The 21,093-nt window shown below is 37.9% G+C and carries 18 protein-coding genes and 1 tRNA gene; 16 read left to right on the top strand and 3 right to left on the bottom strand.

Annotation, left to right across the window (positions count from 1 at the left end; all coding sequences use genetic code 11):
* Nucleotides 1-14: 14 nt before the first annotated feature.
* Nucleotides 15-1,031 carry an EF-P beta-lysylation protein EpmB gene (gene epmB / locus ABZP31_RS04635; RefSeq protein WP_248122137.1) on the bottom strand — a complete coding sequence of 339 codons (1,017 nt, stop codon included), beginning with the start codon at nucleotides 1,029-1,031 and terminating at the stop codon, nucleotides 15-17.
* 70 nt (nucleotides 1,032-1,101) lie between these two features.
* Between epmB and efp the strand changes: the two genes are divergently transcribed.
* From efp to ABZP31_RS04690, 11 genes are all read left to right on the top strand, one after another.
* Nucleotides 1,102-1,671: an elongation factor P gene (gene efp / locus ABZP31_RS04640; RefSeq protein ID WP_005406143.1), complete on the top strand. Its 570-nt coding sequence runs from the start codon at nucleotides 1,102-1,104 to the stop codon at nucleotides 1,669-1,671.
* Nucleotides 1,672-1,851: 180 nt separating this feature from the next.
* On the top strand, nucleotides 1,852-3,957 hold the full coding sequence (locus ABZP31_RS04645; protein ID WP_075040077.1) for a carbon starvation CstA family protein: 2,106 nt from the start codon (nucleotides 1,852-1,854) through the stop codon (nucleotides 3,955-3,957).
* Nucleotides 3,957-4,259, top strand: a complete 303-nt coding sequence (locus ABZP31_RS04650) for a YbdD/YjiX family protein (protein ID WP_005014997.1) — start codon at nucleotides 3,957-3,959, stop codon at nucleotides 4,257-4,259. Before ABZP31_RS04645 ends, ABZP31_RS04650 begins: the two co-directional genes overlap by 1 nt.
* 79 nt (nucleotides 4,260-4,338) lie before the next feature.
* Nucleotides 4,339-5,298, top strand: a complete 960-nt coding sequence (locus ABZP31_RS04655; protein WP_005404840.1) for an AAA family ATPase — start codon at nucleotides 4,339-4,341, stop codon at nucleotides 5,296-5,298.
* 11 nt (nucleotides 5,299-5,309) lie between these two features.
* On the top strand, nucleotides 5,310-6,218 hold the full coding sequence (locus tag ABZP31_RS04660; RefSeq protein ID WP_248134043.1) for a DUF58 domain-containing protein: 909 nt from the start codon (nucleotides 5,310-5,312) through the stop codon (nucleotides 6,216-6,218).
* Nucleotides 6,219-6,220: 2 nt separating this feature from the next.
* Complete coding sequence (locus ABZP31_RS04665) at nucleotides 6,221-8,227, top strand: transglutaminaseTgpA domain-containing protein (protein WP_248134045.1); 2,007 nt, start codon at nucleotides 6,221-6,223, stop codon at nucleotides 8,225-8,227.
* Nucleotides 8,228-8,252: 25 nt separating this feature from the next.
* Nucleotides 8,253-8,329, top strand: a tRNA-Val gene (locus ABZP31_RS04670).
* A gap of 187 nt (nucleotides 8,330-8,516) precedes the next feature.
* Complete coding sequence (locus ABZP31_RS04675) at nucleotides 8,517-9,719, top strand: tyrosine-type recombinase/integrase (RefSeq protein ID WP_248134047.1); 1,203 nt, start codon at nucleotides 8,517-8,519, stop codon at nucleotides 9,717-9,719.
* A 35-nt stretch (nucleotides 9,720-9,754) separates the two neighbouring features.
* Complete coding sequence (locus tag ABZP31_RS04680) at nucleotides 9,755-10,681, top strand: DUF6387 family protein (RefSeq protein WP_248134049.1); 927 nt, start codon at nucleotides 9,755-9,757, stop codon at nucleotides 10,679-10,681.
* Between the two features lie 287 nt (nucleotides 10,682-10,968).
* Nucleotides 10,969-11,166 carry a transcriptional regulator gene (locus ABZP31_RS04685; RefSeq protein ID WP_248134051.1) on the top strand — a complete coding sequence of 66 codons (198 nt, stop codon included), beginning with the start codon at nucleotides 10,969-10,971 and terminating at the stop codon, nucleotides 11,164-11,166.
* 94 nt (nucleotides 11,167-11,260) lie between these two features.
* The gene (locus tag ABZP31_RS04690; RefSeq protein WP_248134052.1) at nucleotides 11,261-13,246 is read left to right on the top strand and encodes a DUF3987 domain-containing protein; all 1,986 of its coding nucleotides are present in this window, start codon (nucleotides 11,261-11,263) and stop codon (nucleotides 13,244-13,246) included.
* 132 nt (nucleotides 13,247-13,378) lie between these two features.
* Here the strand turns inward: ABZP31_RS04690 and ABZP31_RS04695 are convergent, their stop codons facing one another.
* Entirely contained in the window at nucleotides 13,379-13,972 is a 594-nt protein-coding gene (locus ABZP31_RS04695; protein WP_248134054.1) for a hypothetical protein, read from the bottom strand.
* 124 nt (nucleotides 13,973-14,096) lie between these two features.
* On the opposite strand from ABZP31_RS04695, the gene ABZP31_RS04700 reads away from it, so the two are divergent.
* The gene (locus ABZP31_RS04700; RefSeq protein ID WP_367156925.1) at nucleotides 14,097-14,705 is read left to right on the top strand and encodes a hypothetical protein; all 609 of its coding nucleotides are present in this window, start codon (nucleotides 14,097-14,099) and stop codon (nucleotides 14,703-14,705) included.
* 1 nt (nucleotide 14,706) lies between these two features.
* Here ABZP31_RS04700 and ABZP31_RS04705 read toward each other — a convergent pair whose 3' ends face one another.
* Entirely contained in the window at nucleotides 14,707-15,429 is a 723-nt protein-coding gene (locus ABZP31_RS04705; protein ID WP_248134057.1) for a hypothetical protein, read from the bottom strand.
* 227 nt (nucleotides 15,430-15,656) lie between these two features.
* On the opposite strand from ABZP31_RS04705, the gene ABZP31_RS04710 reads away from it, so the two are divergent.
* The 4 genes from ABZP31_RS04710 to ABZP31_RS04725 all read left to right on the top strand — a co-directional run bounded on the left by ABZP31_RS04710 (nucleotide 15,657) and on the right by ABZP31_RS04725 (nucleotide 21,064).
* Nucleotides 15,657-16,789 (top strand): IS3 family transposase gene (locus ABZP31_RS04710; protein WP_223235881.1). Its coding sequence is split into 2 segments (ribosomal slippage): nucleotides 15,657-15,909 and nucleotides 15,909-16,789, totalling 1,134 coding nucleotides; the frame shifts between segments, so codons are not numbered across the junction.
* An 84-nt stretch (nucleotides 16,790-16,873) separates the two neighbouring features.
* Nucleotides 16,874-18,829, top strand: a complete 1,956-nt coding sequence (locus tag ABZP31_RS04715) for an alkyl sulfatase dimerization domain-containing protein (protein WP_004986921.1) — start codon at nucleotides 16,874-16,876, stop codon at nucleotides 18,827-18,829.
* A gap of 306 nt (nucleotides 18,830-19,135) precedes the next feature.
* Nucleotides 19,136-19,753 (top strand): TetR/AcrR family transcriptional regulator, encoded by a 618-nt coding sequence (locus ABZP31_RS04720; protein WP_004986924.1) that lies wholly within the window; start codon nucleotides 19,136-19,138, stop codon nucleotides 19,751-19,753.
* A gap of 178 nt (nucleotides 19,754-19,931) precedes the next feature.
* A protein-coding gene (locus tag ABZP31_RS04725) for an IS3 family transposase (RefSeq protein ID WP_223235881.1) occupies nucleotides 19,932-21,064 on the top strand; the annotation gives its coding sequence in 2 pieces (ribosomal slippage) (nucleotides 19,932-20,184 and nucleotides 20,184-21,064; 1,134 coding nt in all).
* Nucleotides 21,065-21,093: the final 29 nt, after the last annotated feature.

Genomic DNA, 21,093 nt, shown 5'->3' on the forward strand with positions numbered 1-21,093 from the left:
CTTATTATAGAAACTCAAATTGTTATAGTCCCAAACAGCGGTGTTTTATTCTTCTCACCTGCAATCTCCCTAACCAGTTTAGGTACTAAATAACCTGGCAGACTTGCTAGGACCTCTTTATAAACTTCATCAATCTTTGAAGAGGGCAAGTCAAAGTGATGGGCCCCCTTAACTTTATCCAGCACATGTAAATAATAAGGCATAACCCGTGCCTCGAACAGTCTGTAACTTAAATTGATTAATACTTCCGCTGAATCATTAATACCCTTAAGTAAAACGGCCTGATTGAGCACAGTGACCTGACGGCGTGCCAGTTCATGCAGTTTTGAACAGGTGAAGTCATCGAGTTCTGAAGCATGGTTAGAGTGTACCACCAGTATAATACGTAGCCTACTGTTTTCCAAAAGAGAAATTAACTCATGATCAATACGGTCTGGAATCACAATCGGCACACGTGAATGTATTCTAAGCGTATCAATCTGGGGAATAGACTCAAGCCTTTCCAGCCATAAGCCGAGTTTACGGTTGGATAAAGTCAGTGGATCACCACCACTTAAAATAATTTCATGAACCTCAGGTTGACTTAAAATATAATTTTTAATTGCTGGCCAGTCTTCATTTTTAGGTAAATTTTCCTGATAGGGGAAGTGGCGGCGAAAGCAATAACGGCAATGAACTGCACAGGCGCCTGTTAAAGTAAGCAGGAAACGTGTTTTATATTTATGCAAAACACCAGGTAAAAGATTGGTTGCCTCTTCACCTAAAGGATCAGTAACAAATCCTGGAAAATCCTCTAATTCAAGATGATGTGGCAAGACTTGCAGCAAAAGAGGATCAAGAGGGTCACCAACGCACATTTTTGCAACAAATGCGCGCGGTACGCGCAATTTAAACTTTTCAGAAGCCAGAACTGCCCCTGATAATAACTGTTCGGGTGAAAGCTGAAGCGCGTGTAACAATTCTAGCGGGTCAGTAATTAGGTCACTGAGTTGTGATTGCCAGTTTTGCTCTTGATATAAATAGTTTATCATGCCACACGTTAAAAATAATGCTAGTCTAGCATTAATAGATTTAAGTTAGTAAGTTTGGAGCGTGCCAGTCATGGCCAATTATTCTACAAATGATTTCAAATCAGGCCTCAAGGTTATGCTTGATGGCAACCCATGTTCAATCATGGAAAACGAATACGTAAAACCGGGTAAGGGGCAGGCGTTTAACCGCGTTAAACTGCGTAACCTGAAAACGGGCAAAGTATTAGAAAAAACATTCAAGTCAGGTGATTCACTCGAAGGCGCTGATATTGTAGAAGTAGAAATGAACTACTTGTACAACGATGGTGAAATGTGGCATTTCATGGACCCTGAATCTTTTGAACAGATTGCCGCTGATAAAAACGCTATGGGCGATGCAGCAAAATGGTTAAAAGATGATTCAAATGAAGCCTGCACAATTATGCTGTTTAATGGTGTACCTTTAAACGTAAGTGCACCAAACTTCGTTACCTTAAAGATTATTGAAACTGATCCGGGTGTACGTGGTGATACCTCTGGTGGTGGCGGCAAGCCGGCAAAACTGGAAACTGGTGCAGTAGTACGTGTTCCATTATTTGTACAGCAAGAAGAAAGTGTTCGTGTAGATACCCGTACTGGTGAATACTTAGAACGTGCATAATGGTTTAAAAATAGACTATTATCAAAAGGGATGATCATGATCATCCCTTTTTTAATGCCAAAGTATTAGATGAAAACAAAAAGATGAGGAGTAGAGTCAAAAAAGGAAATTTGCAAAGGGAAAGTAGCACGATGAATAACAATAACTAACCTGCTTAAATGATTGAAATACGAGGTCAAGATGGAATCAATTCAAACTAAGTCATCCCCCTTTTCAAAATTGATCTGGGTGATTGTAGCAATTATCGGGGCAATATCTTTCGGGATACTTGCTGTCAGTCGTGGTGAACATGTTAATGCAGTCTGGTTAGTGCTTGCTGCTGCCTGTGTCTATAGTATTGCTTACCGTTTTTATAGCCTGTTTATAGCCAACAAGGTGTTTGAGCTTAATGCCAGACGGCTCACTCCAGCTTATCGGATGACCGATGGCCTGGATTATGTCCCAACCAATAAATATGTACTTTTTGGCCATCATTTTGCTGCAATTGCCGGTGCGGGACCTTTGGTAGGACCGATTCTGGCAGCCCAGATGGGGTACTTGCCCGGAACGATCTGGTTGCTGGCTGGTGTAGTACTGGCCGGTGCTGTACAGGATTTTCTGGTCCTGTTTATTTCTACCCGGCGTGATGGACGCTCACTGGGGGAAATGGCAAAACAGGAGCTTGGATCTTTTGCCGGTGTGATTGTGATGCTGGGTGCACTTGGGGTGATGATTATCATTTTGGCAGTACTGGCACTGGTCGTAGTCAAGGCTTTAACGAATAGCCCTTGGGGGGTATTCAGTATTGCAGCTACTATTCCTATTGCAATTTTCATGGGCATTTACATGCGCTATATACGCCCGGGCAAGATTGCAGAAGTCTCAGTGATTGGTTTCATTCTGATGATGCTAGCCATTGTGTATGGAGGAAATATTGCTGCACATCCATACTGGGGGCCATTTTTTACACTTTCAGGTACACAGTTGACCTGGTGTCTGATTATTTATGGTTTTGTGGCTTCAGTACTCCCAGTATGGCTGTTGCTTGCACCACGTGACTATCTATCGACCTTCTTGAAAATTGGGGTAATTGTCGGGCTGGCTATTGGTATTATTTTTGCCTTGCCAGAACTAAAAATGCCAGCTGTAACACACTTTATTGATGGTACTGGGCCTGTATTTGCCGGTTCGCTCTTTCCATTTCTGTTTATTACTATTGCCTGTGGTGCAATTTCAGGTTTTCACGCGCTCGTTTCTTCAGGTACCACACCAAAGCTGGTTGAAAATGAAGTTCATATCCGCATGATCGGTTATGGCGGTATGTTGATGGAATCTTTTGTTGCAATTATGGCAATGATCTGTGCAACGGTACTGGAACCAGGAGTATATTTTGCAATTAATGCTCCTGCTGCTGTTTTAGGCACAACAGTTGAAAGTGCAGCAGAAGCTGTACGTAATCTGGGCTTTGTTGTGACACCCGAAGCATTAGCACTGCTCGCAAAAGAGGTAGGAGAAACTACGATTTTGTCCCGTACAGGGGGAGCGCCAACATTTGCAATTGGTATGGCTCATATTATTTCCGAAATCTTTAACAGCCGTGCCATGATGTCATTCTGGTATCATTTCGCTATTCTGTTTGAGGCTTTATTCATCCTGACAGCAGTCGATGCCGGTACACGTGCCTGCCGTTTTATGGTACAGGATACAGTAGGTATTGTAATTCCGGCTGTAAAACAGTCTCATAATTTCTTTGGAAACCTGCTGGGGACTGCGGTAGCTGTAGCCGGTTGGGGGTTCTTTGTATATCAGGGCGTTGTCGATCCGCTAGGCGGTATTAACAGCTTGTGGCCATTATTTGGTATTGGTAACCAGATTCTGGCAGCAATGGCACTAATCTTAGGTACAGTCATCCTTTTCAAAATGAAGAAAGAAAAATATGTTTGGGTCACGATTTTGCCTACTATTTTCCTTTTCATCACTGCAATGACAGCAGGCTGGCAAAAAATCTTCCATGAAAATCCGAAAATTGGTTTCTTGGCGCAGGCTAATCGCTTCTCTGATGCAATTGCTCGTAATGAGATACTGGCTCCGGCAAAAAGTATTGCTGAAATGCAGATGATTGTCATGTCGAATCAGATTAATGCCGTCCTCTGCGGTTTCTTTATGATTGTGGCAATCGTAATGGTCATTGCATCTATCCGTGTAGTACGTCGTGCCTTGGCTAGCCCAACACCGACAGTGAATGAAGCACCTGCGGTATATCGTGATGAGACAGCGCCTGTAACTTCGGTCAGAGGAGAGTCTTAATGAAATTGAAGCTTGCAAAAAATAGTACGACTGTTCTGGCAAAGATAATCAAGTTTACACTTTTGTCGCAAAAGCATCTGATTTTCTCTCCTAAGAACTGGTCACGTATCGCGACTTTATGGCAACGTTTGCAACAAAGTTTTCGTCTGATGGTAGGGGTGCCTGATTATCAGACTTATTTAGAACACATGAAACAGCACCATCCAGATCTTGAAGCAATGGACGCTAAAACATTTTATCGCCACTGTGTAGATTCACGCTATCCATCGGCAGGTGGAGATTTAAAAAAATGTCCATGTTAGTAATAATTTAGTAACTTAGAAAAACATAAAAACGGTGTATGTTAAATATACACCGTTTTTTTATTCAGGAAGGAAGGGGATGTGGGGAACCAACAGGCTTCAAAAGAATGAAAAAGATCAACAGAATGAAAAACTGGCCAGGCAGATAGGAGAGTATGCCTCACAAATAGACAGCTTTTTACAGCAGATCAATACCATTATTCTGGATAAACCGCAGCAAACCAAATTGGCCTTAAGTTGTTTGCTAGCAGGTGGGCATGTCCTGTTTGAAGACTTGCCCGGATTAGGTAAAACTACTTTATCGAGTGCATTAGCGCATATTGCCGGTTTAAGATTTCAGCGTATACAGTTTACCAATGACATGTTGGCCAGTGATGTAATTGGAATTAATATATTTAATCAGGCTGAACATATTTTTGAGTTTAAACCAGGCCCGGTTTTTACCCAGATTTTACTGGCTGATGAGATTAACCGTTGTAGTCCGAAAACACAGAGTGCCTTGCTGGAGGCCATGGAGGAAGGTTGTGTCACGGTAGACGGTGTCCGACATGCTTTACCTCAGCCATTTTGGGTGATTGCTACACAAAACCCTTTATTCCAGAGTGGAACTTATGCCTTGCCAGAGTCCCAGCTGGACCGTTTTTTAATGCGCTTATCCTTGGGCTATCCATCGCGCCAGGCAGAAAGAATTCTGTTACAACAGGACTCGCGTCAGGCATTAATATCAACAATTGAGCATGTCTTTAGCCAGCAGGATATTCTGAATCTTCAACAACTGGCACGTAATATTTATTTAAGTGATGTAGTGCTGGATTATATTCTGGATTTGGCTGAAATGACCCGTAAAGGCCGACATGGGTTATCTACCCGCGGAATATTGGCCTTAAAAAAAGCTACGCAGGCCTATGCTCTGTTAGAAAAGCGCAGTTATGCGACTACAGATGATGTACAGGCCGTATTTAATGCCGTGGTTTCTCATCGTCTCGGAACTACTGATGCAGAAAGCTATAAACTTCTGCAAAGTGTGGCGGTTAGTTAGGAGCACACCATTTGCAGAAACATATCCAGAGCTGGCTTGCCAAGCGTTTCCGGGTTGATGGGCAAAGAACCCTCAAGCAGCGGGATATACTGGTCTTTATGTATCAGCAGGGTTACCTGTATTTGGTTCTCATACTGATTACTTTTATTGCCGGCGTTAATTATGCCAATAACCTGATACTAGGTTTCTGCTTTTTAATCAGTGCTGTACTTTGTATCAGTTTTTATCTTGCTTTTAAACAGTTGCATCAACTCAAAATAGAAGTGATCGTGCCTGAAGTCGGCCGGGTAGGCCAAGCCATGCAAATAGAGATTATTTTTTATCAGGACCGAGAGATTGTACGTTATTTAAACCTGTATTATGCAAAGCAAATCATTCCAGTTCTAGTACAGCATAAACAGCAGCGTTTTCATTTACTGGTGTGGCCAGAAGAACGCGGAGCATTACATTTACAGCGCCTACAGATATATTCTACTTATCCTTTCGGATTGGTTCGTGCCTGGACCTATCTTTATTTGGAGCAAATGAGCTGGATTGCTCCCCAAGCTTTAGATTTTAAAGCTGAGAATGCTGCACAAAATGCATTAAAACAGGCACAGGATATGGATGAATTTCAAGAACTGCGTGATTTTAAAACGGGTGACTCTTACCATGCGGTGTCATGGAAGCAGGCTGCTCGAGGTCAGGGCCTCTATATCAAGGTATTTGAAAGCTATCCCGAGCAGAATAAGATAGAAATTTGCTATGAGCATATGCCAAGTTCAGAGCATGAAGAAAAACTGAGTTTAATGATGGGGCTGGTAGATCAATGCGAACAGCAACAATGCCCTTATCGTTTGGTTTTACCACAGGACGAGCTGGCCACCGGATCAGGTGAAGCTCAATTTCAGAAAGCACAAAAATTACTGGCGCAGGCTTAACCATGTTAAATCGACCTGTTCATGGCGCCATGCTACTGGCTCTCGGGCTGATCTGGCTGGCACAACTGGCTTTCACTCCTATAATGAACAGCCTTCTATTTGCTTGTGTAATAATAAGCTTGGCATGGCAATATCATAAAAATCTCCATAAAAAACAATCTAAAATTTTTCAGGTCATTTTTGTTCTATTGAGCTTTGCTGCGATTTACTGGCAGTATCGGAGTTTCATCGGTGTAGAAGCAGGGGTAACACTATTAGCAGTGGGCCTGTATGGTAAAGCTTTAGAGACTCGAACTCGGCGTGATTATCTGATTATTTTTAACTTTGCACTATTTGTAAGCGCCAGCCTGTTCCTTTATAGCCAAAACATCGGGATGGCTATCCTGATCTTATGTTCACTCATCAGCTGCTTGATCGGGCTGTACCGGATTCAGATAAGTGATTTTCAACAAGAACAGGTTAAAGGCCGTTTAAGAAAGGACTTTCAGCATGTAACTAAGCTGATTCTCTATGCCATACCATTTTTTATAGTACTATTTATTTTTTTCCCACGGTTGCCTCCACTCTGGTCAGTACCATTACAGACTGATCGTGCCACCACCGGTATAAGTGACCGGATGTCACCAGGAGATATCGCCCAGATTTCTCAATCCAGTGCGCTGGCATTCCGGATTTTAGGCAATATACAGAAACTACCTGAGCGTGAGCAGCTGTACTGGCGCGCGATGGTGCTGGATGAATTTGATGGACGGACCTGGACTAGCCATTTTATTAACCAGCAACCTAAGACATTGCCATCTCTTCATATAACTGACGGGCTAGATTACCAGTATCTGCCTGCTGACTCACAACAGCAATGGGTAGTATCGCTTGAAAATTCTATTCCTTTACAGGAGAACTTCCAGTTACATCAAGACTGGAGTATTACTCCAACCCGTTCAAATCAGGGTGCACAGCCCATTCGACTGCAATGGTTGGGACAGTCAGCCCAGACGGTAGCACCCCAGTATTCGGATACAGTTCAGGCTATAAACCTGAAAGTACCGAGTAACACTGACCCCCGGACCCGGAAGTTAGCCAGCAATTTATTTAAACAGAGTAATCAGCAACCTGCCCAGTATGTAGAGAACGTATTGAACTGGTATCGTCGCAATGGCTTTGTCTATACTTTAAGTCCAGGCCGTCTTGAGCAAGACAGATTGGATGAATTTCTGTTTGGGTCCCGGCAGGGTTTCTGTGAGCATTATGCAGGTAGTTTTACAATGTTGATGCGCTATGCCGGTATTCCTGCTCGGGTAGTAGTCGGGTATCAGGGAGGACAACCGGCTCCAGATGGACAAAGCTGGGAGGTGCGGCAGATGGATGCTCATGCGTGGTCGGAAGTCTATTTAAATGGCCAGTGGCATCGGGTTGATGCAACAGCTGCGGTAGCACCAGAACGGGTAGGGTCGGGCATGCAGGACTATCTGGAACAGGAGCCTTCTACACTAGGCAATAATCACCGTTCTGGCTTGCAATATCAACAGTTTGCCTTGCTTAAAAATATTCGGATATGGAGTGATTATGCTTCCTATCAATGGCAAAGCAAGGTCGTAGGATATGATACTGATAAACAAAAAAACTGGCTTGCACGTTTAGGTTTAAAATCTATTTATAGCTATATTCTGATTTTATTTATTAGTATTGTGATGCTGGTTCTAATCTACTTGTTGATACAGTATCGTCAAAATCTACAAAAAATGACCCCTTATGAACGTTCTATAAGAAAATTTACTAAAAATCTTCCCGTTGAACTGCATAAGTACTCTTATGAGACTTTTCAACAGTGGATGATAAGATTGGCTCAATACAGTAATGACACAAGTTCTTTTTATGAACTAGCTCAACTTGACCAGAAAATTCGGTTCATGCAACAGGACACGCCAGAGAATCTTAAAATGTTTAAGAAATTGCTTAAAGACTGTGCATTTGCTTTAAAGCTGAATAAAAAAAACTTGTCAGAAAAATAAAAAATGCATATGATGCAAAACACTTAGGCGTATAGCTCAGTTGGTTAGAGCGCTACGTTGACATCGTAGAGGTCTCCAGTTCGAGTCTGGATATGCCTACCAAACACCTAAATCCATATAAACTTATTTAACTTTATATGGTTAATAAAGCCTTGAATCTTAATGATTTAAGGCTTTTTTATTGCCTGAATTAAACTCATATAAACTTACTTAACCGAACTCTTCTTGTATCACTTTATGTATCATGATCTAATATATGAACTCGTGATACAAATCCTGATGTAACTTTATGAAAAGAACAGAAATAAAGAAATTTCCTATGTCTGATACCACTTTGGCAAATTTAGAGTCTGAGGGGAAAGATTATCGTGTAAAAGATTCAGATAGCGGATTATATTTTGTTGTAAAAAAAAGCGGTACTAAATCTTGGCAGTTGAGATATAAAAAAACTGATGGAGTGTGGTCTTGGTATGGTCTAGGTGCATATCCTTCTATTAGTGGTCTTCGTGCCAGAAAACTGGTAGGGGACATAAAGTCAAAGTTAGAAAATGGAGAAGAGTTAGTAACCAAGAAATCGATTAAGCAAAAAGCCGAAGAAGCCGAAAACATGAAGTTTAAAGTTTTAATGTCTGAATGGCTTGATACAAAAAAATTCCATTGGGACGATGTTACATTTGATAAAGCTGTGAAATCGATTGAACGACATATTATTCCTGTTTTTGGGCAGCGTAATTTCACAAGTATTTCCCCTAAAGAGTGGTTTGATTTTTTTCAAGGTTTACAAAGAGAGCTTGGAATTTATACACAAGTAGAAAAATTGACTTCTTATGCTCGGAATGCGTATGACTGGGCAAAGTTTCAGGAGAAAATTGTATTTAATCCACTAGAAGGTATTACGAAGCATTTGGATAAAAATAATGGTGGAAATATGAAGTTTGTTGAAATTAATGAGCTTCCTGCCCTAATACATGCAATCAGAGGCTATCCAAAGCGTGATATGGCAATTGGCTTGGAGTTGCTAATTCACTTATTCCCTCGTCCAGTTGAGCTTCGTTTCGCAACATGGGATCAATTTGATTTGGAAAATGCAGTATGGATTAAGCCAGCTGAAATAATGAAAAAAGGTATAGCTCATGCAGTGCCACTTTCAAAACAAGCTGTTCAATTAATTAAAGAATTGGAAACATATAGGACAGAGTCAAATCTACTCTTTCCTAGTAGAGAAAGTTTGATCAAGCCGATCTCTGATAACACATTTAATCAAGCATTAAACCGTTTAGGGTATAAAGGTCGACAAAATCCACATGGTTTTAGGCATATAGCAAGTACAGAGTTGAATAATAAATATAGCGATAAGGAGCAGGTTGTAGAGGCTACCTTGGCGCATTTAAAAACAGGTGTAAAGGGGGTGTATGATAAGGGAGCGCATTTTGAAGAGCGTATAGGTATGATGCAGTGGTGGTCAGATTATATTGATGAGATAGTTGGTTGAAATATAATAAAAAAAGTAATGTTTTAGGATTTGTAATGGCAAAGTTTTATAAAGAAATACCAAAACTCTTTCAATTAGAGAAATACCAAGGCTTAGATAAATTCAATGCATGCGAATGGTTCTATGCTCTAAGTGGTAGGCAGATGATTTTTAATTATATTCAAGATCCAATGTTAATTGATACTATAGGTGAGCTGTCTGATGGAGAAAGAAAAAAAGTATTAAAACAAGCTATTGAAAAAGTATTAAAAGATCCATTATCTCTTAATTTTGATTTTAATTATATTAGAAAAAATCTTCAAAATGATGAATCAGTAAGAGTCTTTGTATTTGGAGATGATGAAGGTTCAGAGGAGTTTATGTGGGTTGATAAGTATCATTATCCACCAGCTAAGCAAATGAAAAATATAGATTTAAAATATCTTAAGGCTGCTACTGATTTAAATAAACATCATGATGATATGAATGTTGTAGATTCTCTTTTTAATAATAATGGTATTATCAATCAGTATGCGGAAGTGCCAATTGTAATTAATCCATTTTTTTCTGATGAAATTATTATTGATAAAATTAGGGAATTATTAATTAAAATTAGACAAGAGAATAATATTAGATATTCAAAAGTAATTAGTAATAAAATGTTGAAAGCTTGGGCACGATATAGGATTTTGGCTTATATGGATCTTTGGCTTTGGTCGAGAATATTTCTTGAACAAAATGAAAAGTTTTCTTTTGCTACCTATCATAAAGCAATATTTCCAGATAATGCTAGAAATCAGTCTACGATTGAGAAAGAAGTGAAACCGCTTACAGATGAAATATTTTCCTATACCTCATCGGATACGTTTCATTATGAAGAACAAGAAAAACCCAAGTCGATAAGTATTATGGATCATTTACAAATTTTTGCTGCTGTGGAAAAAGCAAGATCTGAATCACGTGAAAGATCATATTATAAATAATCATTACGAATCTTAAACATGACTTAATAGGAGTATGGTCATATATGTTTATACTCCTTTAAAAATGTTCTAACTTATACAAAGGCTTAAGCAGTAGTCTGTAAATTGCTATGTACTCAAAATTGGATAGTAGTTAAAGACTGATTACCAGTTTGATAGATATTTACTTTCATTGAATTCAGCTGTAATTAAAAAAATGCGGGAAAAAAATGGGTGTGAATTCGCCGTATTATTTTGTTTAATTTATTTCAAAATAAGTTCATAGCAAGTTCTATGGAGTTATATGAATGCTACCTATTCGAGTTACTTACAATCAGACATGTGAACTTTTAAGTATCACACGTAATACCTTACGTGACCTTAGACTGAATGATCCTACCTTTCCGAAGGGATATAAAGCTGGATCAACGAGACAGGCGCCAGTTTATTTTGATTACAATTCATTAGTCGAATGGCATAAAAAAAATGAAGCTAAAAGTAAATAATTTTTAATTTTATTTAAAAAATTAACTATCAGCTACTTATTTGGTTTTGAGTGGCTGAGAGTATTTTATTATCTATATTGACTTGGTTATTTTAATGTTACAAAAAATTGAAAATCAGGATTTAAGCTGTAACTTAAACCCTGATTACACTGAAATCTTAAATCAACATTGTATTAATCTATCTGAAAATGATTCAGAAAGAAAATCTAATTCTACAATATTTCGTTTTGGTAATCCTAGAGGTGGATTGTTTTTTTCAAAAGAAATTTGTATGAATAATATTGACTTATCTGGCCGTGTTGTATTCCCTCTAATGAGAAAAGGGGAAATCACAGGGTTAAACTTTCTGTCTGATAGTGCAGATAAGAAAGATTATATAGTTGGAAAAGGTAATCTAATAGTAAATTCTGATTTTGATAATTCAATTGTTTTAGTTTGTGTGGATAAATACTCATTATTCAAGCTTTCTCATGCAAAGTATCCGATTATTTATGTATCAGATAAAAAAGTTGATAAGTTAAGTAAGGCTGATTATCAGAATTCTCAGTATTATCTAATATGTGCTAAACACGAAGAAAATGACTTTAAGCGAAAGTTAAGAAATTCATTTATTAAGGTTTTAGCATTGTCTATGCCAATTTGCGCGGTAGCTTCACCAAGAGAAGTGATTGCTGAGGTAGAGGAGATTTTGGCTATTGAAACTGATCGAAATGCTAAAGAGATATCTTCATTTAGACCAAGTAACATTTATGAAAATTCATATCCTATTAATGATTTTCCTGTATCTCTAAGGAATGCAATTCTTTGTATTCATGAGTATATAAAAGTCCCTATTGGTATTGCAGCAAACTCTGTTTTGTTCGCTGCAACTTATATAGCTCAAAGAAAAGTAGATGCATATGACATCAATGGTGGTGTTATGCCATGTAGTTTGTATTTTCTTACAGAGGGGGAGAGTGGAGATAGAAAAAGTACTGCAGATAAAATGGCGATGAATGCTGTTTTAGCCTTAGAAGATGAAAAAATGTTGGAATATCAAAAGGCGTTGCAAGCATATCGAAATTCATCGCAACAAATTTCTGAGCCTGTAAGTCCTAAAACATTATTTTCAGATACTACTATTGAACCAATTACATCTGGTTTTATTAATGGAGATTTTAGAAATATTGCTTTGGCATCTGATGATGCAGCTGAGCTTTTAAGTGGACATACCTTTAAATCTGATACTGCTAAGTCGAGTATGGCGTTATTGGCTAAAATGTTTGACAAAGGCACAATTGAGCGGACTCGTTCCAAGGGGAATGTAAATGGTAGCGGTGTTGCATTTGGTTGTCGTATGAGTATTCATTTAATGGGCCAGCCTATTATCATTAAAGAGGTTGTTAGTGATAAAGCTATGTCGGGTATTGGTTTATTACCTCGATTTATCTTCACGGCACCTAAGTCAATAGCAGGTACTAGAATAATTAACCAGAAAGAGCTATCGAAAAATATTAAAGAAGATTTGAGAATGCTTACTTACTGGGAGCAATGTAAAAAATTACTTCGTGATGATACAGCATCTGATTTAAGGGACAGTGATACTGAGCGAGGGAGATTAGCAATGACTTTTGAAGCAAAATCATTGTGGATTCGGTTTTATAATAAAATCGAGGTTGAACTTAAGCAACAAGGTAAATATAGCCACATTAAATCTTATGGTAGCCGTGCAGGTGAAATAATGATTCGTTTGGCGACAGTGTTTGCTTTTTTTGAAGAGAGGGTTGTGGTTGAAAAAGCGGATATCTATTCAGCTGCAATGATCATAATGCATTCATTAAATGAGTGGGCTAATTACGATCAAAAGCATATTGTGCATTCGAAGAGTGACGATATTTTAAACTGGTTGATTCGAGAATATAAGAATGGAGAGGAAAAAGTACTTAAATCTACGCTCAATCAATATATTCGCTCTATAAAAACTGCACGAATGAGAGATGAAGCTCTACAACCATTAATAGATACCCATTGTGTCTTTATTGAAAAGTTTGAGAATAAGGAATACGTATTGTTGAATCCTAAATATCATCTAATAGTCTAATTTTACTTTAAGATATTGAATTATATTGATATGTCTTTAGATTTTATAATCTAATTTCACCTAAGATGTCTAATTGTATTGTTTAAATTAGACATCTTAGTTTTGTTTAGAAGGTATGATTTTTAAAACTAATTAAATATTATCAGTGTGTTGGGGTGGTTTAGTTATTTTAGACTGACCATAAGCTGCGATATTAGCTTCGCCTTTCTCCATGATTTCGCAATAATCATCAGCATATTCTTTAGCTAATCGTTCGTAAGTTTCCCAATGCATTCCAAGTGGTCTTGGTGGAGGGGAACCCCATCTACCTTTGCCCTTCAGCTTCTTTTCTAATCGTTCAAGTTTATACATTGGTAGAAAGTATTTTGATCGGTTTTGGCTTGGATATAAAAGTTTATGGCATTTTCTACAAGCGAATAACTCTTCTTTAAGATAGAGTTTATCTACCCGTTTTTTACACCCTTTAATGGGGCAAATAAACCATACTCTCTTGCCTTCATACTGAGTTTTTTGTTCTTGGTATCTAATATGATAAGTCCAATTTTCGCTTAGCTGATAGCCGACCAGAATCGTGGTTCCTGTAAAGAAAACTTGTACATGGAAGTTCTCGCCGTAATGGGAGGGAAATTTAAATGTCAATCCTTGACCTTCGTTAAGACTCAGAATTGGTTTAACGTGTTTCATCATGCTGAGATGGGGATAACGATTGGTAATATTTGAAGACATCGTTTCATAAACTCACAATAGAATTAGGATTCGGGACGTTCAAATGCTGAATTTCCCATTCGATTTAGGTTTATTGTGCGTTCCAAAAAATACTTAAAAGCTTTGATTTTCCTATTTTGATACATTGAAAGTTAAATTTAGTTGTATGGTAGGTTATGGTCTGGTCTTTGCACGTCGTTCTGACTTTTGTGTGTTTTGTCCTTTGGTTGAACACCAAAACACCCGCAAGCAATGCTATTTTGTGCTTGAGTTTTCTAATATGCCATATAGGCAACAGGAGCAATTATTTAAGCTAATAGCCAAGGCATTACCTAACTTCAGTCAATGTGGACACGATGCAACGGGTAATAGTGGATTTTTGGCTGAAGCTATGCAGCTGGCATTTGGTGATAAAATTGAAGCCATTCATTTAAGTGAAGGTTGGTATCGTGAACATACCCCGCACTTTAAAGCCGCGTTAGAAGATGGTGATATTGTTACTATTCCTAAAGATAAAGACATTATGGATGACCATCGTGCTTTTGTAATGGTGAACGGTGTAGCACGTATTCCACAAAAGCGAGCCACAAGATCTGATGGTTTGAAACGACATGGAGATAGTGCGATTGCTCATCTTCTTGCTGACTATGCCAGCAAGAATCCAAGTGCGCCTATTGAGTTTACTGGTTTGCCATCAAAGAATAAGATTGAATTTGATGAAGATTATTATAACCAATCACATTTTTGGACTTAATTTATCGAATTTTTTTGATTTTTCGATGAGTTACATCAATTGATCTACCTACTTCAAGTAGGTACTCTTGCTCATAAACTCTACCTAAAATACTTTCATATTTTAAATGTATAACCCTTTCAAAAGTCGAATTTTGACAATACATTAATACTTCATTAGTAGAAAATATTTCATTAAAACTTGTGTCTGCACCCTTTAATAAAACAGAATAATTTTTAGGTGCCTGATTTACGCAATTTTTTACGTCTGTTTCTATAATTATATTTCTCGCATCATTAGCGGTAATATTCTGAATATTAAAAGAGAAATAATACCTACCCTCTGAAATGGCAGTAATCCCAGTAGAAACTTCCAAAAATGGTTGAAGTGAGTTATGTTTTTCTTCATTTTCTAATCGTTGAAATTCAGCCATTATCTTTTGTTGTTCGACGGAGGCTTTCATTTCTTCAACTTGCAATTTCAAAGCATCGGTACTTGCTTGTAACTCTTTTGCTTGTAAATTAAGTGCAATTGAGTTTTGTTCAAGACCTTTACCTTGCTGATAAAATCCAGCCACAAGCCAAAAAAAACCAAGTGGTGCAAAACCTCCTGCTAGAGCATCACCAATTTCATTTAGGCCAAGCGTATCTAAAGTAGATCGTTTTAGAATTACTAGGCATGTCATAGACACTGCCCATAAAATTGAAATTGATGCTACATATTTTTCAGAGAAAATTTTATTCATAAAGCTCTACAAGTGAGAAAAGGAAGAATCATAAATGTTCATAAAATTGTACATTTAATTAAGAAGTTGACTATTATTCACTAATAATTAATGTAAAAATCATTTTAATAAATTAACTTTAGATTTATGTTCTTACTAAAGAGGTGGATCAGGAAATTTGAACAACACTTATAAGTGATATTTTGCTCCCCAAATGATGTTATAAACATCAATATATGGAGTATTTTATGGCACGTAGACCAAGAAGAAATCATTCAAATGATTTTAAAGCTAAGGTAGCACTTGCTGCGATTAAAGCAGAAAAAACACTTGCTGAATTGAGTGCTGAATTTGATGTTCATCAAAACCAAATTATCGACTGGAAAAATCAACTGATTTCAGCTTCCTCGCAAGCTTTCGATCAATCAAAAGCTCCAACAGAACCACCCATCGATCTAAAAAAACTACATGCAAAAATCGGTGAGCAGGCATTAGAAATTGATTTTTTAGAAGGTGTGTTGAAGAAACTGGGCCGCTTCAACCACAAAAGTTAATCGATGACTCACTTCAGATTTCAGTATCTAAGCAAGCTCAGCTGCTGAAAGTCTCCCGTGGTTGTTATTACTATCGCCCAAAACCTGTGAGTGCATCAGATCTGAAGCTAATGCGGTGTATGGATGAGTTACATATGCAATACCCTTTTGCAGGTAGCCGGATGATGCGTGATTTGTTGAATCGTCAAGGACATCATATAGGACGACGTCATACACGTACTTTAATGAAGAAAATGGGCATTAATGCGTTATATTGCAAACCAAATTTAAGCCAGGCTAATCAAGCTCACCGCAAATATCCATATCTGCTCAAAGGATTGGCTATTCAGCGCAGTAATCAAGTGTGGTCTACGGATATAACGTATATCCCTATGGCAAAAGGCTTTGTTTATTTATGTGCTGTGATTGATTGGCATAGCCGCAAGGTACTTGCGCATAGAGTATCGATTAGTATGGAGGTTACATTTTGCATAGAAACATTAAATGAAGCTATTGAAAAATATGGTCGACCTGAAATATTTAATACAGACCAAGGCAGTCAGTTTACCAGTGATGCATTTATTGATGTATTGAAATCAAATGGCATTCAAATCAGTATGGATGGTAAAGGTCGATGGGTTGATAATGTGATGGTTGAACGATTATGGCGGAGCGTTAAATATGAAGAGGTGTATCTCAAAGCCTACAGCAATGTTTTGGATGCGAAGAAGCAATTAAACGCATATTTTGAATTTTATAATTTGAAACGACCTCATTCGAGTCTGGACAAAATGACTCCAGATGAGTTTTACTATGACCAGCTACCACAACAAAATAAGGTAGCTTAACTAGAGCAGAGTATCACTTATAAATAAGCTTTTAGTTGTTCAAACATGTGGGACCACCTCTATATTTTGAAAAAAGGAATGACAATGAAAATTAAATTTTTAACAGTCTCATTGATGTTTATTTTGCCATTTTCTGTTTTGGCAGCAAATGGGCAAGTCGAAAAAGCGGTCATTGAATCAAATAATGCGTATAAAACGAAATATAATTTAGACGATATGACTGAGTTTAATCATGCGCAAAAAGGTTTTATTGCTAAGCCAACCGGTCAAATTAAAAGTGAGAAAGGCAATGTGATCTGGGATTTTGATGCATTTAATTTTTTAAATGATCCAGCACCAAATACTGTTAATCCTGCGCTATGGCGACAAGCAAAGCTAAACAACAATGTTGGTCTATTTAAAGTGACAGATCGAGTTTGGCAAATTCGTGGTTTTGATTTGGCAAATATGACCATTATTCAGGGTGATACTGGCTGGATTATTGTGGATACATTAACCTCCAAAGAAACGGCAGAAGCAGCACTTAAATTTGCTAGGCAGCATTTAGGTGAGCAAAAAATTTCAGCCATTATCTTTACCCATAGCCATATCGATCATTTTGGTGGGGCGTTAGGGGTTCTTTCTAGTGACGAAATTAACGCAAGAAAAACTCCAATTATTGCGCCACAAGGTTTTATGGAAGAAGCGACCAGTGAAAATGTAATGGCAGGTTCAGCCATGATACGTCGTGCGACTTATATGTATGGAACTTTTTTACCTAAGAATGCCGAAGGATTGGTGGATACTGGTTTAGGTAAGGCTGTTGCTGTGGGAAAAATGGGAATCCTTGAGCCTACACAACTGATCACCCAAGCAGAACAGAAAATGAGCATTGATGGTTTGGATTTTGTGTTCTATAACGTGCCGGGTTCAGAAGCACCTGCTGAATTAACATTCTCTATTCCATCACTGAAACTTTATAATGGCGCAGAAATTCTTTCGCATACCATGCATAATCTTTATACCCTTCGAGGTGCTAAAGTACGTGATGCCTTAAAATGGGTGGGCTATTTAGACCAAGCAATGCAGCATGCCAAAGCATCCGATGTATTGATTGCACAACATCATTGGCCGGTCTGGGGCAATGACAATATTCAAGATTTTATTAAAACCCAGCGAGATGTTTATAAATTCACTCATGATCAGACGGTAAGATATATGAACTCTGGTTTTAATGGTGCTGAAATTGCCGAGAAAATTCAGCTTCCAGCGGCACTTGATCAAAAGCTATATGCGCATGGCTATTATGGAACCTTAAAGCATAATGTAAAAGCGGTATACCAATACTATATGGGATGGTTCGATGCTCATCCTTCCAATTTAGATCCTTTACCGCCTAAAGCTGTTGCAAAAAAATATATTGAGTTAGCAGGTGGAGAGAACAATGCATTGAAAAATGCGCAGGATGCCTATGCTCAAGCTGACTATAGATGGGCTGCCGAGATTTTAAAACATATTGTGTTGAATAACCCTCAAAACCAACAAGCGAAAGACTTATTGGCAAATACTTATCGTCAATTGGGCTATGCTGCTGAGGCTTCGACTTGGCGTAATTTCTTTTTGGTGGGCGCTCAAGAGTTACAGAATAATGTACCACTACAAAATACCTCTGATCCGAGTGATTTATTGATTCACACGCCAACTGAAAGATTTCTTGAAGCCATGGCGACAAATTTAGATGTGGAAAATTTAAAAAATGAAAACCAGTGTATCAATCTGGTTTTGTCGGATACCCAAGAGAATTTTTCATTATGGGTTGAAAACTCAGTCATGCAGTTTAAACGTCATGATGACAGTAATGGTTTGGCATCGGATTGCCCAACATTAACCGTAACCAAGCCCTTATATCTAAAAATGATTACAGGTCAAATAGAAGGGGTAAAAGTCCTGCTTTCTAAAGACAGTAAAGTCAAAGGCAATCCATTGAAAATTGGAAAATTCTTTACAATGTTTAAACGTCCAGATTCAATTTTCCCAATTGTGACTCGACCAAATGGTTAGGGGGGAAATAACGAAACTTAAATGTGTAGGCTTAGATCAATAGCACAGAATAAAATGGGAGAACTTATAGACTCAGTTCTCCCATTTTTTATATCAGTATTAAAAAATATTTAGACATTTTAAGTAGGTCTATTTTCATTAGAGAATTTAAAAGAACAAGTCTCTTTATCAGCTAAAATATTATTTGGTATGACTGAACTAGGATTATATCCACATTGATGTATTCGGGAACTCGTATTAGCTTGAATTGTGAATTAGATAAGGCTCATCTATAATTAAATTCTTGCGTGTAGAAAATAGAGAAGTATGTCATCACAATCTCAAGTCGCTTCTACTCAGGTGACAAAAAGGCAAACCAAGCCAGCAGAAGTCCGAATTGATGAGCTGATGAATGCTGCACAAACGCTTTTTTTAGCAAAAGGCGTTGAAGCCACCACGATTAGTGAAATTATTGCCAGTGTGGGCGTTGCTAAAGGGACCTTTTATCATTACTTTGAATCGAAACAGCATATTGTTGAAGCCTTAAAAAAACGTTATATCGATTTTTTTATCGCGGCCTTAGACACAGCTGTTGCAACATGTGATGCTGAAGATTGGGTCAGTCAATTTAAGGTTTGGATCTCTGCCAATATACAAACCTATCTCGAAAGCTATGCTATACATGATATTGTTTTTGGTGCACATCACCATGAACGAAAAAATAATGAAAAAAATATGATATTGGAACAACTGCTGCAAATCTTAAATGGAGGGCAGCAGGCGGATATTTGGCATTTAGAACAGCCAAGATTAACCGCTTTGTTGATTTATTCAGGTGTACATGGGGTTGCAGATGAAGCAATTGCCAATCAACTACAAGATAGCACAGATTTTTCTCAACAAATTGCGCTGCAATATTTAAAAATGCTCCATCATGATGGCTGACTTTCACTATGACCTTGAATCATATAAATCGCTTCTCGTCTGATATTCTTTTATTATCAATTTTAATTAGAACCCTAAACGATGCATTTTAGAGGTGGATCAGGAAATTTGAACAACACTTATAAGTGATATTTTGCTCCCCAAATGATGTTATAAACATCAATATATGGAGTATTTTATGGCACGTAGACCAAGAAGAAATCATTCAAATGATTTTAAAGCTAAGGTAGCACTTGCTGCGATTAAAGCAGAAAAAACACTTGCTGAATTGAGTGCTGAATTTGATGTTCATCAAAACCAAATTATCGACTGGAAAAATCAACTGATTTCAGCTTCCTCGCAAGCTTTCGATCAATCAAAAGCTCCAACAGAACCACCCATCGATCTAAAAAAACTACATGCAAAAATCGGTGAGCAGGCATTAGAAATTGATTTTTTAGAAGGTGTGTTGAAGAAACTGGGCCGCTTCAACCACAAAAGTTAATCGATGACTCACTTCAGATTTCAGTATCTAAGCAAGCTCAGCTGCTGAAAGTCTCCCGTGGTTGTTATTACTATCGCCCAAAACCTGTGAGTGCATCAGATCTGAAGCTAATGCGGTGTATGGATGAGTTACATATGCAATACCCTTTTGCAGGTAGCCGGATGATGCGTGATTTGTTGAATCGTCAAGGACATCATATAGGACGACGTCATACACGTACTTTAATGAAGAAAATGGGCATTAATGCGTTATATTGCAAACCAAATTTAAGCCAGGCTAATCAAGCTCACCGCAAATATCCATATCTGCTCAAAGGATTGGCTATTCAGCGCAGTAATCAAGTGTGGTCTACGGATATAACGTATATCCCTATGGCAAAAGGCTTTGTTTATTTATGTGCTGTGATTGATTGGCATAGCCGCAAGGTACTTGCGCATAGAGTATCGATTAGTATGGAGGTTACATTTTGCATAGAAACATTAAATGAAGCTATTGAAAAATATGGTCGACCTGAAATATTTAATACAGACCAAGGCAGTCAGTTTACCAGTGATGCATTTATTGATGTATTGAAATCAAATGGCATTCAAATCAGTATGGATGGTAAAGGTCGATGGGTTGATAATGTGATGGTTGAACGATTATGGCGGAGCGTTAAATATGAAGAGGTGTATCTCAAAGCCTACAGCAATGTTTTGGATGCGAAGAAGCAATTAAACGCATATTTTGAATTTTATAATTTGAAACGACCTCATTCGAGTCTGGACAAAATGACTCCAGATGAGTTTTACTATGACCAGCTACCACAACAAAATAAGGTAGCTTAACTAGAGCAGAGTATCACTTATAAATAAGC

This window comes from Acinetobacter sp. FL (assembly GCF_040744925.1).
Lineage (GTDB): Bacteria > Pseudomonadota > Gammaproteobacteria > Pseudomonadales > Moraxellaceae > Acinetobacter > Acinetobacter radioresistens.

Excerpts from the sequence above, each read along its gene's own strand:
- ABZP31_RS04715 (WP_004986921.1), top strand. The coding sequence starts at position 16,874 with ATGAAAATTAAATTTTTAACAGTCTCATTGATGTTTATTTTGCCATTT.
- ABZP31_RS04720 (WP_004986924.1), top strand. The coding sequence starts at position 19,136 with ATGTCATCACAATCTCAAGTCGCTTCTACTCAGGTGACAAAAAGGCAA.
- epmB (WP_248122137.1), bottom strand. The coding sequence starts at position 1,031 with ATGATAAACTATTTATATCAAGAGCAAAACTGGCAATCACAACTCAGT.
- ABZP31_RS04695 (WP_248134054.1), bottom strand. The coding sequence starts at position 13,972 with ATGTCTTCAAATATTACCAATCGTTATCCCCATCTCAGCATGATGAAA.
- ABZP31_RS04675 (WP_248134047.1), top strand. The coding sequence starts at position 8,517 with ATGAAAAGAACAGAAATAAAGAAATTTCCTATGTCTGATACCACTTTG.
- ABZP31_RS04655 (WP_005404840.1), top strand. The coding sequence starts at position 4,339 with ATGTGGGGAACCAACAGGCTTCAAAAGAATGAAAAAGATCAACAGAAT.
- efp (WP_005406143.1), top strand. The coding sequence starts at position 1,102 with ATGGCCAATTATTCTACAAATGATTTCAAATCAGGCCTCAAGGTTATG.
- ABZP31_RS04665 (WP_248134045.1), top strand. The coding sequence starts at position 6,221 with ATGTTAAATCGACCTGTTCATGGCGCCATGCTACTGGCTCTCGGGCTG.
- ABZP31_RS04645 (WP_075040077.1), top strand. The coding sequence starts at position 1,852 with ATGGAATCAATTCAAACTAAGTCATCCCCCTTTTCAAAATTGATCTGG.
- ABZP31_RS04650 (WP_005014997.1), top strand. The coding sequence starts at position 3,957 with ATGAAATTGAAGCTTGCAAAAAATAGTACGACTGTTCTGGCAAAGATA.
- ABZP31_RS04705 (WP_248134057.1), bottom strand. The coding sequence starts at position 15,429 with ATGAATAAAATTTTCTCTGAAAAATATGTAGCATCAATTTCAATTTTA.
- ABZP31_RS04680 (WP_248134049.1), top strand. The coding sequence starts at position 9,755 with ATGGCAAAGTTTTATAAAGAAATACCAAAACTCTTTCAATTAGAGAAA.
- ABZP31_RS04685 (WP_248134051.1), top strand. The coding sequence starts at position 10,969 with ATGCTACCTATTCGAGTTACTTACAATCAGACATGTGAACTTTTAAGT.
- ABZP31_RS04690 (WP_248134052.1), top strand. The coding sequence starts at position 11,261 with ATGTTACAAAAAATTGAAAATCAGGATTTAAGCTGTAACTTAAACCCT.